The sequence below is a fragment of the Glutamicibacter sp. ZJUTW genome (assembly GCF_008370855.1).
In the GTDB taxonomy this organism is placed as follows: Bacteria; Actinomycetota; Actinomycetes; order Actinomycetales; family Micrococcaceae; genus Glutamicibacter; species Glutamicibacter nicotianae.
On record NZ_CP043624.1, the window covers coordinates 632,105 to 645,383 of the forward strand.

The following is a 13,279-nucleotide window of genomic DNA, read 5'->3' on the forward strand; positions in this document are numbered from 1 at the left end:
TGATTAATAGATGGTGAAACGGTGCAGGTCAGTGGGTGAAGTGGAATACCACGCCGAAAAGCACTGTCGAGACGCCCAGGCAAATGCCGATGAGCAGTGGCTCCCAGTCCAGGGACTGGGTTGCCAACATCACTGCGAAGGTAGCGAAAAGCAGAATTGCTCCGATGCCTCCCAGGATCACCCCTCCGCCACCATGGTGCCGCACGGCGGAGTGTGCGGTCCGGTTAATTAGTGGTGCCATGCCGCCATGGTACGTCCGAAACCGGCCAAAGCCGAGGGGTGGGGCCAATAACTTCGATATTGTCTGCTTTGTTGGCTCAGCGGTCGGTGCGCAGCTGGTGGATTTGCTCGGCAGCGGAGGCCAGTGAGGGATAGTCGGCACCTGGCCCCTGGGCGATGAATCCGGGGCAGTGGTGGTCGGCCAGCCCCGGTTGCCCGTAGGACAGGCCGCGGAACGTGCCCTTGGCCATGCGCACCAGATGCGCGCCGGCGGCCACATCCCACACCTTGGTATCGAAACCGATCACGGCATCGCACCAGCCTGCGGCCACATGGGCCAGGGACAACGCGGCGCAGACCTTGCGCCGCACCGTGGCGAAGTCCTGGATCCACTGGCCCAGAAGCTTCAGCGACAGATCTCCGTCGGTGAGCATGGATTCCGCTCCCGGGTAATCGGTCATCAGGTTGGCGCGGGACTGCTCGGGACGGGCACCGGGCTCAAGGACTTGTCCATTGAGGAATGCGGTATCCGAATTGGCACTGAATTCATCGCCGGAGATCGGATCGAGGATTGCGGCGGCAACGAGTTGGCCATCGATGGCGGCGGCGATCGAGATGCAGAAGAATGCCACACCGTGGACGAAATTGCTGGTGCCGTCAATTGGATCAACGATCCACTGCACCTTGCCGGGAGCCTGCTGGCCGTGCTCGCCGGAGATCCGCTCTTCGCCGAGCACCCAGGAACCGGGGCAGGCCGAGAGCAGCGCGTCGGTGATGATCCGCTGGCTGCGCCGGTCGATGTCGGTGACCAGATCATGCGTGCTGGTTTTGTGTTCGGCGTGCACGGTGCCGCGGAAGGAAATGCGCAGCAGTTCGGCGGACTGGCGAGCTGCTTCAAGCGCTGCAAGGCGCAGTTCTTCGGCGTTGTTGGTGCGGGCTTGGACTCGCTGATCATTCACGAAGTCCAGCTTACCGCCGGCACGGAACGCCAAAACGTTGACTAAAGCAACTATTCAAACTTACTGTGGTGGAAAGACAATAGATAGGCAGCCAATAGATCGTGGTCAAGTCTCCAGACAGCCATTCGGATTCAGAGCTCAAGAGCCTGCTCGACGAGCTGGCGCGCAGTTCCAGGATCCTACGCGTGTTCTCGCATATGGACCAGACGGATCCCGAGGTTTCCAACGCCTCCCATCATGTGCTCAAGACGCTGAAATCCCGTGAACCCACGCATGCTGCCGACCTTGCCCAGGTCCTCGGCATCGGCACTGCGGCAATGAGCCGGCACCTGGCGGAACTGGAGCAGTCGGGCCTGGTTGACAGGCGGCCCAGCCAAATCGATGCCCGCCGCCATGTGCTTTGGGTGACCGAGGCGGGGTGCGAGCGGCTTGAATTCCGCGACCGATTGCGCCTGGAGCGCATGCGCCAGGTCCTTCCCGACTGGGACAGCTCCCGCATGGCCAGTGTTGCCCACGCTTTGGGCGAGTTGAACGATACGATGATCCGCGGTATCCAATCCCAGCGCACCGATCAGTTCGGCACCGAGCAAAACACCACCGGAAACAACGCAGAAAATACCGACCTTGGATAAGAGCATGCCGGAAAAAGACCGTCCTACCGACCTCACCGAGGTGGCCGCGGACCAGCCGCAGATGGACCAGCGCGAGGTGCTCAAGTCCATCGCTGGAGTCTTGGCATCCTTCTTCGCCGCGATGCTCGCGGCGACCATCGTGTCCATTGCCCTGCCGACCATCATGGATGTCCTGGGCGGCTCGCAAACCGACTTCAACTGGGTCTTGAGCACCACGCTGCTGGCCAATGCCGCCACCACCCCCATCTGGGGCAAGATGGCAGATCTCTTCGACAAGAAGAAGCTGCTGCAAGCGGGCATCCTGGTGTTCGTGCTCGGCTCGCTGCTGGCCGGGCTTGCCTGGTCGATCCCAGTGCTGCTGTTCGCCAGGGTCATCCAGGGCATCGGCATGGGCGGGCTGACGGCCATGGGCATGGCGGTCATCGGCACGGTCATTCCGCCACGCGAGCGCGGACGCTATTCGGGATATTTCGGCGCGGTCATGGCTGTCTCCACCGCGGCAGGCCCGCTGCTGGGTGGATTCATCGTGGACTCGCCGCTTGGCTGGCGCTGGTGCTTCTTCTTCGGCATTCCGATCAGTTTGCTCTCGATGATCCTGATCCACCGGACCCTGCACCTGAAGCACGTGAAGCGCCCGGTGCACATCGACTGGGTGGGCGCCATCCTGCTGACCACCTCCGTCTCCATCCTGCTGATCTGGGTGTCCTATGTGGGCAAGGATGATTACTTCGGCTGGAATTCGTGGCAGACCTACACCATGGTCTCGACGGTCATCTTGCTGGCCCTCGCACTGCTGCTCGTGGAATCGCGGGTTCACGAACCGATCATTCCATTGAAGATCATTTGCACCCGGACTACGTCGCTGGCGATCCTCGCCTCGATCTCGATCGGCGTGGGAATGTTCGGCACCGGCGCCTTCATCGGCCAGTACTTCCAGATCGCCCGCGAAGCCACGCCCACCATGGCCGGGCTGATGACCCTGCCGATGATCGCCGGCAACTACTTCGGATCGGTCTTCTCGGGACAGATGATCACCCGCTTCGGCCGGTGGAAAATCTACCTGCTGATCGGTTCAATCCTCAATATCGCCGGCCTTGGCCTGCTGGGAACGATGCACCACGATACCGAATACTGGATCTTGGCCTGCGGCATGTTCCTGAACGGCGTGGGCATGGGGTTCATGCTGCAGAACCTGGTGCTCTCGGTGCAGAACACGGTGAAAGTCACCGACATCGGTGCGGCGAGCTCTTCGGTGGCGTTCTTCCGTTCAGTTGGCGGCTCGGCAGGCGTCGCGGTGCTCGGCGCGCTGCTGTCCCGCAATGTGGCTGACCTCATCACCGAATCCTTGGCGGCCAAGGGGCAGCTTTCCGCGGCACCGGCCACCGAGGATTCGCTGAATCTTTCGGGGATGCCCGATGCGTTGCGGCTGGTGGTCGAAGCCGCCTATGGCGAGGCGACAGGTATCGTCTTCACCGTTTCGGCAGCCGTGGCAGTTATCGCCTTCGTATGCATCGTGCTCATCAAGGAAGTGCCGCTGCGCAAGACGGTCTAGCGGGCGTGGCGTTGTCGCGGAGGCGAATCAGGATAAGCTTCAAACCATGAGTAGCATGCAACCGATCCAGCAGAAGGCGTCCCTGACCGAGCAGGTGTCCACGATGATCCGCGCTGCCATCGTTGCCGGCGAGATGGCTCCGGGGGAGCACTACTCAGCCATCGGCATCTCGGAAAAGCTGGGCGTCTCGCGGACTCCGGTGCGCGAGGCCCTGCAGCTGCTGGAAAAAGAGGGCATCGTGACCGTGGCGAAAAACCGCGGGGTGCGCGTCAACCAGATTTCCCTGGACGAGATTGTCGAAGTCTTCCAGCTGCGGCTGGCCATTGAGCCTGCTGCTGCCTCACGTGGCGTGCGGAATGCGACGGAGGATGACATCAAGCAGCTGAAGTCGCTGCACCAACGCATGCTCGAGATCGGTGAAACCGGTGATGGCCGGGCAACGCTGGAAGCGGACAAGGAATTCCACCTCTACCTGCTGGGACTGGCCGGCAACGCGAAGCTCGACAACGTGGTGGGGGAGTTGCGCAACCTGGTCCTGGCCCACGGGCAGACCACGGTGCCTTTCGCCCGGTCCAGCCAGGATCTGTCCGGGGACCGCGAGGAAATCATGGCAGCGATTCTTGCCAAGGATCCGGATGCCGCCGCAACGGCGGTTCGCGATCACGTCATGCGCACCGCGCAGATGCTGATCAAGTCCGTCTGCTCGCGGACCGAGGGACTGGACGTCCAACCGTTCTTGGAGCGGTTGGACGCTTTGATTTCCTAGCATCAAGCCTGAGCGTTCGGCACCAGCTGGAGCCCAATGGGCCGCTAGAGGGCAATGAATTATCTGAAAACCTTGCCAAGGTGATCTGCGCGACATAGAGTTGCATGCAACATGTAACTTATAATTTTTGTGGATTGAAGGTGTGGAAGCGAATGAGCCAACCGCTCGAAGGGATCAAGGTCATCGACCTCTCGCGCATCCTGGCCGGACCGCTATGCTCCATGACGTTGGCGGACTTCGGAGCCGACGTCCTCAAGGTGGAAAGCGCTGCCGGGGATGAGACCCGCAGCTGGAAGCCGCCGGTCAACGCCCAGGGCATCAGCACCTACTACTGGTCGGTGAACCGCAATAAGCAGGCAGTAGTCGCCGACTTTGCGGACACGGCACAGCTGCACGCCCTGCGCGAATTGATCCGCGAGGCAGACGTGCTGGTGGAGAATTTCCGTCCCGGCGTCCTGGCAAAATTCGGCTTGGACTACGAGAGCCTGCGCGAACTGAATCCGGCACTGGTCTATTGCTCCATCTCGGGATTCGGCGAAAAGCAGGGTGCAGCACTGCCCGGCTTCGACCTGCTGGTGCAGGCAGTGGGCGGGCTGATGAGCATCACCGGCGAACCGTCGGGGCCGCCGAGCAAGGTGGGCGTGGCCCTGGTGGATGTCCTGGCCGCGCAGAATGCGGTGGCCGGGATCCTGCTGGCCTTGCGCGAACGCGATTCCAGCGGCATCGGCCAGCGGGTGAGCATCAACCTGCTCGGCTCGCTGCTGGCCGGGCTGACCAACCAGTCCAGCAGCACGCTGGCCACCGGAAAATCCCCGGCACGCATGGGCAACGCGCACCCGAGCATCGCCCCCTATGAAACCTTCGCAGCCAGCGATGGCGTCGTGGCGATCGCGGTAGGCAACGACCGCCAGTTCGCCGCCCTGGCCCAGCACCTGGGCCAGCCGGAACTGATCCACGATCCGCGCTTTGGCAGCAACAGCGCACGCGTGGCCCACCGGACCGAACTGAAGGCCATCATCGAAGCGGCCACCGCATCGGCCACGGCCGCGCACTGGGCGGCAGCGCTGATGGCCGCGGGAGTCCCCGCCGGCAAGGTCAACTCCATCGCCGAGGCCATCGACTTCGCCAAGGAGCTCGGCCTGGATCCGGTCGCGCTGATCACCGATCCGGCCACCGGAGAGGTGACCGAGCAGATCGCCAGCCCCATCGGGCTCTCGCGCACCGGAGCCCAATACCGCAGCATCCCGCCGGCCCACGGGGAGCACCAGGAACTTCTTGGCACCTTCGCCAACAGCTAATCGCAAGAACTTTCAAGGAGATACACCATGACCACCATCGAACGCCTGCTGGACCCAGCGGACCTGATCAACTTCGACTCCCTGCTCTCGTCCGAGGAATTGGCGCTGCGAGATACCGTGCGCGGTTTCGTCAACGAGAACATCAAGCCGAATATCGCCAAGTGGTACAACGACGCGGTCTTCCCGCTGGAAATCGTTCCGGAGATGGCCAAGCTGGGCCTGCTGGGCATGCACCTTCAAGGCTACGGCTGCGCGGGGCGCTCGGCCGTGGAATACGGCATCGCCGGGGCCGAGCTGGAAGCCGGCGACTCGGGGCTGCGCACCTTCGTTTCGGTCCAGGGCTCGCTGGCCATGAGCGCCATCCACAAGCACGGCTCCGAGGAGCAGAAGCAAGAATGGCTGCCGAAGATGGCCGCCGGCGAAGCGATTGGCTGCTTCGGGCTGACCGAACCCACCGCAGGCTCGGACCCATCGAGCATGAAGACCTTCGCCCGCCGCGACGGCGATGACTGGGTGATCAACGGGTCCAAGCGCTGGATCGGTCTGGCCAACGTGGCCCAGGTGGCAGTGATCTGGGCGCAGACCGATGAGGGCATCCGCGGATTCGTCGTTCCCACCAGCACCCCTGGCTTCACCGCCACGCCAATCGAGCAGAAGCTGTCCATGCGCGCCTCGATCCAGTGCGACATCGACATGGTTGATGTGCGCCTGCCAGGAACTGCGGTATTGCCCGAGGTCAAGGGACTGAAGGGGCCTTTCTCCTGCCTGAACGAAGCCCGCTACGGCATCCTGTGGGGTTCCATGGGCGCCGCCCGCGACGCTTTCGAGGCGGCCTTGGCCTACTCGCAGGAGCGCCTGCAGTTCGACAAGCCGCTGGCCGGATACCAGATGACCCAGCAGAAGCTGGTGGATATGGCCTTGGAAATCAACAAGGGCTTCCTGCTCGCCCTGCACATCGGCCGGTTGAAGGACGCCGGGAACCTGGATCTGCACATGATCTCGGTCGGCAAGCTGAACAACTGCCGCGAAGCCATCGCGATCTGCCGCGAAGCCCGCACCATCCTGGGCGGCAACGGCATCACCCTGGACTACTCGCCGCTGCGCCACGCCAACAACCTGGAGTCGGTGCGCACCTACGAGGGCACCGACGAGGTGCACACCCTGATCCTGGGCAACAAGCTCACCGGCGTGCCGGCCTTCCGCTAAGCCGCGAAGCCACAGTAGACGGGAAAGAAACCAATGGAACTTTCGACAACAGTTGCCACCCTGGAGCACTACATCAACGGTGCCTGGGTTCCCGGAGACGGCGGGCGCATCGGCTCGACGGCCGCCGCAGACCAATCCAGCATCCTCGCCGAGGGCACCGCAGCCAGCACGGGCCAGGTGGCGGCCGCCTTTGATGCCGCCCGCACGGCGCAGAAGTCCTGGGCCGCCACCCCGATGGCAGCCCGCGGGGCGATCTTGGCCAAGGCCGCCGGCTACCTGACGGAGCATGCCGAGGACTTCGGCGCGGAACTGGCCGCCGAGGAGGGCAAGACCCGGGCCGAAGGCATTGGCGAAGTGCTGCGCGCAGCGCAGATCCTCACCTACTATTCCAGCGAATCCGAACGCGCTGCCGGCACCGTCTTCCAATCCCCGCGCGCCGGGGAGCAGATCCTGGTGACGCATAAGCCGCTGGGGGTGATCGGGGTGATCACGCCCTTCAACTTCCCCATCGGGATTCCTGCGTGGAAGATCGCCCCTGCGCTGGTCTTCGGCAACACCGTGGTGTTCAAGCCGGCCAGCCTGGTGCCGCTGCTGGCCATGCGCCTGGTGCAGGCCCTGGAGCATGGAGGGTTGCCCGCCGGCGTGCTCAATCTGGTCATCGGACCCGGAGCGCTGGGCGATGCCTTCATCGCCAATGAGCAGCTGGACGGGCTGACCTTCACCGGATCCACCGGGGTGGGCCGCAAGCTCTGCGCCGCGGGGGCAGCGCGCGGGATTCCGGTGCAGGCGGAAATGGGCGGCAAGAACGCATCGGTGGTGCTGGCCGACGCCGACCTGGACCTGGCCAGCGAGCAGGTGCTCTTCGGGGCGTTCCGCTCCACCGGGCAGAAGTGCACTGCCACCAGCCGGTTGATCCTCGATGAGTCCATTGCCGATGAGTTCCTGGCCAAGCTCACCGGGCGGCTCGCGCAGTGGGTGACCGGGGATCCGCTGGATCCGTCGGTGCACATGGGTCCGCTGGTGGATGCCAAGTCGGCCACCTCGGCAGCCCAGGGGATCGAACGATCGCTGGAACAGGGCGCGACACTGAATTATCGCGGGCAGGCCCCGGACACTGGCAGCTTCCTGGCCCCGACCATCCTGGAGCTCCCTGACGGGGAAGCGGGGCGGGCCAATTGCGCATGGCAGGAAGAATTCTTCGCACCGATCCTGGCGGTGCGCCGGGTCAACGGGTGGCAGGAAGCCTTCGAAGCCGCGGAAGACTCGGAATTCGGCTTGAGCTTGGCGCTGTTCACCTCGAATCTCGCGCTGGCTCTGGAAGCGCAACAAACTCTCGACGTGGGAATTTTGCATGTAAATTCGGAGTCAGCAGGCGCCGACCCGCATGTGCCTTTCGGCGGTGCGAAGGCTTCTGGCTACGGACCGAAAGAGCAGGGAGCGGCAGCTCGCGAGTTCTACACGCACACCACGACGACCTACCTGCGCGGCTGAAGGGTGCCGGGCGGGACTGCAAAGAGAGTAATGATCAATGACGATTGAACGTATTTTGGTGATTGGCGCCGGCACCATGGGCCGGCAGATTGCGATGAGCTGCGCGTTGGGCGGATACAACACAGTGCTGCAGGACATCTCTGCCGACGCGCTGGACGCCGCCCGTGCCGAACTGGAATCCTGGGCTGCCGGGCGCGTGGCCAAGGGCAAGCTGGATCAGGCCACAGCCGATGCGGCGCTGGGACGCCTGGGCCAGGACACCGATCTGGTCCTGGGCGCGTCCACAGCGGACCTGGTCATCGAGGCCGCGGTAGAGCGCTTGGATATCAAGGAGCAGATCTTCGCGCAGCTCGGCGAGCATGCACCGGCCCACGCCATCCTTGCAACGAACTCCTCGACGCTGCCGTCCTCGAAGGTGGCCGAGGCCAGCGGCCGTCCGGAGCAGGTGTGCAATATGCATTTCTTCAATCCGGCATTGGTGATGAAGTGCGTCGAGGTGGTTCGCAATGCGCAGACCAGCGACGCCACCATCGAGGCCGTCACCGAGGTGGCCAACCGGCTCGGAAAGAACCCGGTGCTGGTGAACAAGGAGATCCCAGGGTTCATCGCCAACCGCATGATGGGCGCGATCAACGCCGAGGCGCTGAACCTGGCGCACGCGGGAGTCGCCAGCATCGAGGATATCGACACCACCGCGAAGACCGCGTTGGGCCACCCCATGGGTCCGTTCGAGCTGATGGACATGGTGGGCCTGGACGTCATCGATTTCATTGCCCAAGCGACCTACGCCGAAACCGGCGATGCGGCCGATCAGCCGCACCCGCTGATCACCGAAAAAGTTGCAGCCGGCAAGCTCGGGCGCAAGAGCGGGGAAGGGTTCTACCCTTACTCCTGAGCACGGCCCAGGCTGGAAACGCCGCTGCCTGCCCGATCAGCATCGGGTGGGCAGCGGCGTTTTCCGTGCGGTTCTCCGGGGGAGCTATTCAGCGACCTCTGGCTGCTCGCCGAGCTGGAAATGCCGTCCGGAGATGGAATCGACATTGACCCGGATCCAGAAATCCTTCTGGGTCGGGATCCATGGAGAGACGCCGCTTTCGCGCGCCTCCTTGATATCCGCTTCATGCTCCAGCACCTCGGCGCTGCCGTGCACGACCACCGACCACGCCTCATCGGAAAGGATGCCGTCGGCTTCGAAGGCGATCTTTTCATTGATCGACATGGCCGCCAGCTTGTTTCCGGGCGCAGTGCGCAGGAACAATTTGCCGTTGTGCACCCCGTAGTTCACCGGGACGATATCGATCAACCCTGCAACCGAGGTCGCCACGCGTCCGTGGGAGGTGTGCGAGAGCAGCTGCCACGATTGGTCCTCATCCAAGACCAGGACCGGACTGTTCATTTCGTGTTCGAATTTCATAGCACCAGTTTTCTACTCTTTGTAGAAAAGCGCAAGGGCCTGAGACACAAGTTCTCGTTTTCCCCTGCGCGGGCATCGGCATGAAAGACTGGAGCCATGAGTCATATTTCGGCTGATGGCGATGCACGGCATGTAGCGTCGCGAATTGAAGACGGAGTGCATCGGTGGCGCGCGCGGCGCGCCCTGGCCAATGGCCATCAAGCGGTCATCCTGCCCTATGTGGGATATGGCTCCACCGGACCGAACGGCGGCTGGATCCGAGTCTTCGCCCGCGTGGTCCTGGCCAAGCCGGGCGCCTTCGAGGACGGGCAGCACAAGGCCCAGGTGATTGCCGATGGCATTCGCGGCTTCCGCAACTTCATTTCCCCGATCCTCCCCGGCGGCAAGGTCAGCATCGACGTGGGCGACCATCGCTTCGAGGTGCAGGCCGATCGCGGCGGTGTCATCGATGTGAAGCTGATGGTCGACCTGCCTGCCGGCTGGAACGAGATCCGCCTCCAGGCCCATGACGGCGATGACGCGCAGGCAAAGATTCTCGTGATCGACCAGGCGCAGAAGTTTGGCGTGATCAGCGACGTGGATGACACGGTCGTGGTCACCGCGCTGCCGCGACCGCTGCTGGCGGCCTGGAACTCCTTCGTGCTCTCGGAGCATGCCCGCGTGGCGACCCCCGGGATGGCGGTAATGCTCCAGACGGTGTTGCATGAGCATCCGGGATCTCCGACCATCTACCTGTCCACCGGCGCATGGAATGTCGCGCAGACCCTGCAGCGCTTCATGTCGCGCAACCTGTTCCCCAAGGGGCCGCTGCTGCTGACCGATTGGGGACCGACCGACCGTTCCTGGTTCCGCAGCGGAATGCAGCACAAGGTCGACCAGCTGCGCCGGCTGGCCGAGGAATTCCCGCATATTTCGTGGGTGCTCGTTGGCGATGACGGCCAGCATGATCCGGCCATCTATGCGGAGTTCGCGCGCCGCTACCCGGAACTGGTCCGGGCGATCGTGATCCGCCAACTGACCCCTTCCGAAGCGGTGCTGGCCGGCGGGCGCTCGCATGAACTGCGCCGGACCACTCCCGGGGTGCGCTGGGTCTACGAGCCGGACGGAGCACGCATCCTGCGGGAACTGGCCAAGCTGGGGATCGCGGGCAACGACAGCACGAACCTGTTGAAGGAAGATTAGCCATGGATGGAACCACCCTGCGGGTGCAGGTGCCGATGCGCTGGGGCGACATGGATGCCTACGGCCATGTCAATAACGTCAACCTGATCCGGCTGATGGAAGAAGCGCGCATCGCCGGCTTCGGCGTGCCCGGCGGCACCGGGGCGCCAGGCGCCCAGCCGCAGGCCGACATCTTCTCGGCGGTGCCGGTCGGAACCCAGATCCTCGTTGTCGAGCATCGGGTGCGCTACTCCCGTCCGCTGGAATACCGCAACGTGCCGGTCAACGTGGACCTCTGGGTTGCCAATATCAAGCCTGCGAGCTTCGACATCTGCTACGAATTCCGCGACCCGGTGGAAGACCACCTGTGCGTCAAAGCGGCCACGACCCTGGCCTATTTCGACCCGGCGACCTCGCGCGTGCAGCGCCTGAGCCCTGAGGAACGGGCAGGGCTCAGCGCATATGAAGGGCCCTCGACCTTCCCGAAGTAAGCACTTGGGCTCCTGTCAATTAGGATTGATCTATCTACCCTTATTAAGACAGGAAGTGATGTTGTGTCCCAGCCCGCTGGTGGTCGCCCGCAAACTGGAGGTCGCCCCGCGCGCCCTCAGGTCCTCCTGCAGGTCCTCAAGCGTGAGAGCATCGCACCGCATCTGGTGCGGCTCACCCTTGGTGGCCCAGGCATCTCAAATTTCGTCGACAAGCCGGTCACCGACCGCTACGTGAAATTCCTGTTCGCCAAGCCCGAGCTGGGACTCGAGCTGCCCTACGACATGGAGGCGCTGCGCGAGCAGCTGGCTCCTGAGGACATGCCGGTTCGCCGCACCTACACCGTGCGCCGCAGCGACATGGAGGCGGGCACCATCGAGGTCGACTTCGTGGTACACGGCGATGAGGGCCTGGCAGGCCCGTGGGCGCGAGATGCGCAGATCGGCTCGTCCATCTGCTTCTCGGGCCCGGGCGGCATGTTCGTCCCCAAGGAAGAATTCGATTTCCACTTCTTCGCCGGAGACGAAACCGCCATCCCCGCCATCGCCGCATCCCTGGAATCCATGTCCCCGCAGATGAAGGGCCTGGTGGTCATCGAGGTCGCCGACGAGGCCGATGAAATGCAGCTGCAGGCCCCGGCCGGCATGGAGATCCGCTGGATCCACCGCAATGGGCAGTTCACCCCTGAAAGCACCATTCTCGAGTCGGTGATCCGCGAGATCCCGTGGCCCGAGGGCCGCGTGCAGGTCTTCGCCCACGGTGAGCGCGAAGTGATGAAGAAGCTGCGCCACTTCTTCTATGACGAGCATGGAGTGGACCGCCGCGACATGTCGCTATCCGCCTACTGGGCCTACGGCCGCGCCGAAGACGCGTTCCAGGCCGAGAAGCGCACGGACATCGGCAAGATTTTCGCCGATTAGCCTGAGTCTGTCACCTGATTCACCGAAGTTAGATCGACCTAAGAAACTATTTGAAAAATTACGCAAATAGGTATTGACGTTATTGCCGGTTCTTAGGTTATGCTTATTCCAGAGCTTCTCCCGTGTGTGGTCGGGAGAAGCGTCAAGCTTGACCGATATTTATCGGCTAGCTCACTGCATCCCGGGGCTGCTCACCTCGGAGCAGTGAGGGGCGTAGCCGGCTTGAATTAGGGGAATGGAGAATCGGCGGACTTGCTCAGTCAGCCGATTCGTCGAAAAGGGAGCTTATCAAGATTGCACACCTTGATAAGCTCCCTTTCTCGTCCCTAGGGATTTGCTGCATCAAAAGACCACAGCAGTAGGGTCGCCAGATAGCCAGCGCCCCGAGGCGGGGGTGCGACGACCGCACCGCCATCGCGAAGCTTCCCCAGGGCTCGGCGGACGACCAGATCCGAATCGAGGAAAATCTCCGGATCCCGCAATCCGCGCAGCGCCATGTAATTGCACGTCCATGGGCCCACCCCGCGCAGCGCCTGGAGCTGATCCAGGAATGCCGGTGCGTCGCCAAGCAGGAATTGCCCGCTGAGCTCAAACCATTCGGCCACCGATTGCAGTGTCACCGCCCGCGAAAGCGGGCAGCGTATGATCTGCTGCAATTCTGCAGGCGTGCAGGCGGCCGTTGCGGCAGCCGAGGGGAAGGCCTGAAGGCCTGAGTTGTGCGGCTGGCCCAAGGCATCGACGTAGCGTCCACCCAAGGTCCGTGCCGCCGCCAGGGACACCTGCTGCCCGATGACAGTGGTCGCCAGGGCCTCGAAAGGATCCGGGTAGCTGATCAGCCGCAGGTGGGGGAAGGCCATGGCCAGCGGCTGGTAGCCCGGCAGGGCACCAAGCGCCGCATAGGCCGCACTGGTGTCCTGCTGCAGCCCCAGCCAATGGTTGATGATCCCGGTCAGCCGGGCAACGGATTCCGGCGGGGCGTCATGGGTGAGCGATACGCCGAAGGCATCCAGCCTCAGGGAAATTTCTACCAGGTGTCCCTGCACCTGCAGGATGCGCTGGACCTGGGCCGCAGCGGGGTCCAGCCGCTCCTGGGCTGGCAGCGAATGCAATGCCAGCACCGCCAGCGCGTGGCTGGCATCCAGAGTTCCCGTTGCAGGCAGGCGCAGTTCCAT

Annotated in this window: 14 protein-coding genes; 10 read left to right on the forward strand and 4 right to left on the reverse strand. The window is 63.4% G+C overall.

Annotation, left to right across the window (positions count from 1 at the left end; all coding sequences use genetic code 11):
• Nucleotides 1-28: 28 nt before the first annotated feature.
• Both F0M17_RS03065 and F0M17_RS03070 read right to left on the reverse strand, forming a co-directional pair.
• Complete coding sequence (locus F0M17_RS03065) at nucleotides 29-241, reverse strand: hypothetical protein (protein WP_149596357.1); 213 nt, start codon at nucleotides 239-241, stop codon at nucleotides 29-31.
• Between the two features lie 76 nt (nucleotides 242-317).
• Nucleotides 318-1,178 carry an inositol monophosphatase family protein gene (locus F0M17_RS03070; protein ID WP_149596358.1) on the reverse strand — a complete coding sequence of 287 codons (861 nt, stop codon included), beginning with the start codon at nucleotides 1,176-1,178 and terminating at the stop codon, nucleotides 318-320.
• Between the two features lie 101 nt (nucleotides 1,179-1,279).
• Between F0M17_RS03070 and F0M17_RS03075 the strand changes: the two genes are divergently transcribed.
• The 7 genes from F0M17_RS03075 (at nucleotide 1,280) to F0M17_RS03105 (ending at nucleotide 9,018) form a co-directional block, all read left to right on the forward strand.
• The gene (locus F0M17_RS03075) at nucleotides 1,280-1,810 is read left to right on the forward strand and encodes a MarR family winged helix-turn-helix transcriptional regulator (RefSeq protein WP_149596359.1); all 531 of its coding nucleotides are present in this window, start codon (nucleotides 1,280-1,282) and stop codon (nucleotides 1,808-1,810) included.
• A gap of 4 nt (nucleotides 1,811-1,814) precedes the next feature.
• Nucleotides 1,815-3,362 carry an MFS transporter gene (locus F0M17_RS03080; protein WP_246857120.1) on the forward strand — a complete coding sequence of 516 codons (1,548 nt, stop codon included), beginning with the start codon at nucleotides 1,815-1,817 and terminating at the stop codon, nucleotides 3,360-3,362.
• Between the two features lie 46 nt (nucleotides 3,363-3,408).
• Nucleotides 3,409-4,128, forward strand: a complete 720-nt coding sequence (locus tag F0M17_RS03085; protein WP_168201933.1) for a GntR family transcriptional regulator — start codon at nucleotides 3,409-3,411, stop codon at nucleotides 4,126-4,128.
• 152 nt (nucleotides 4,129-4,280) lie between these two features.
• Nucleotides 4,281-5,426 (forward strand): CaiB/BaiF CoA-transferase family protein, encoded by a 1,146-nt coding sequence (locus tag F0M17_RS03090; protein ID WP_149596362.1) that lies wholly within the window; start codon nucleotides 4,281-4,283, stop codon nucleotides 5,424-5,426.
• A 27-nt stretch (nucleotides 5,427-5,453) separates the two neighbouring features.
• Entirely contained in the window at nucleotides 5,454-6,632 is a 1,179-nt protein-coding gene (locus F0M17_RS03095) for an acyl-CoA dehydrogenase family protein (RefSeq protein ID WP_149596363.1), read from the forward strand.
• Nucleotides 6,633-6,665: 33 nt separating this feature from the next.
• The gene (locus F0M17_RS03100) at nucleotides 6,666-8,123 is read left to right on the forward strand and encodes an aldehyde dehydrogenase family protein (protein ID WP_149596364.1); all 1,458 of its coding nucleotides are present in this window, start codon (nucleotides 6,666-6,668) and stop codon (nucleotides 8,121-8,123) included.
• A 37-nt stretch (nucleotides 8,124-8,160) separates the two neighbouring features.
• Complete coding sequence (locus F0M17_RS03105) at nucleotides 8,161-9,018, forward strand: 3-hydroxyacyl-CoA dehydrogenase family protein (protein ID WP_149596365.1); 858 nt, start codon at nucleotides 8,161-8,163, stop codon at nucleotides 9,016-9,018.
• 84 nt (nucleotides 9,019-9,102) lie between these two features.
• On the opposite strand, the gene F0M17_RS03110 is transcribed toward F0M17_RS03105, so the two are convergent.
• Nucleotides 9,103-9,537, reverse strand: a complete 435-nt coding sequence (locus F0M17_RS03110) for a pyridoxamine 5'-phosphate oxidase family protein (protein ID WP_038990011.1) — start codon at nucleotides 9,535-9,537, stop codon at nucleotides 9,103-9,105.
• A 96-nt stretch (nucleotides 9,538-9,633) separates the two neighbouring features.
• Between F0M17_RS03110 and F0M17_RS03115 the strand changes: the two genes are divergently transcribed.
• The 3 genes from F0M17_RS03115 to F0M17_RS03125 all read left to right on the forward strand — a co-directional run bounded on the left by F0M17_RS03115 (nucleotide 9,634) and on the right by F0M17_RS03125 (nucleotide 12,107).
• On the forward strand, nucleotides 9,634-10,719 hold the full coding sequence (locus F0M17_RS03115) for an App1 family protein (protein WP_066140152.1): 1,086 nt from the start codon (nucleotides 9,634-9,636) through the stop codon (nucleotides 10,717-10,719).
• A gap of 2 nt (nucleotides 10,720-10,721) precedes the next feature.
• Complete coding sequence (locus tag F0M17_RS03120; RefSeq protein ID WP_038990009.1) at nucleotides 10,722-11,189, forward strand: thioesterase family protein; 468 nt, start codon at nucleotides 10,722-10,724, stop codon at nucleotides 11,187-11,189.
• Nucleotides 11,190-11,252: 63 nt separating this feature from the next.
• Nucleotides 11,253-12,107 (forward strand): siderophore-interacting protein, encoded by an 855-nt coding sequence (locus F0M17_RS03125; RefSeq protein ID WP_052253557.1) that lies wholly within the window; start codon nucleotides 11,253-11,255, stop codon nucleotides 12,105-12,107.
• A 326-nt stretch (nucleotides 12,108-12,433) separates the two neighbouring features.
• Here the strand turns inward: F0M17_RS03125 and F0M17_RS03130 are convergent, their stop codons facing one another.
• The gene (locus F0M17_RS03130) at nucleotides 12,434-13,279 is read right to left on the reverse strand and encodes a DNA-3-methyladenine glycosylase (RefSeq protein ID WP_149596366.1); all 846 of its coding nucleotides are present in this window, start codon (nucleotides 13,277-13,279) and stop codon (nucleotides 12,434-12,436) included.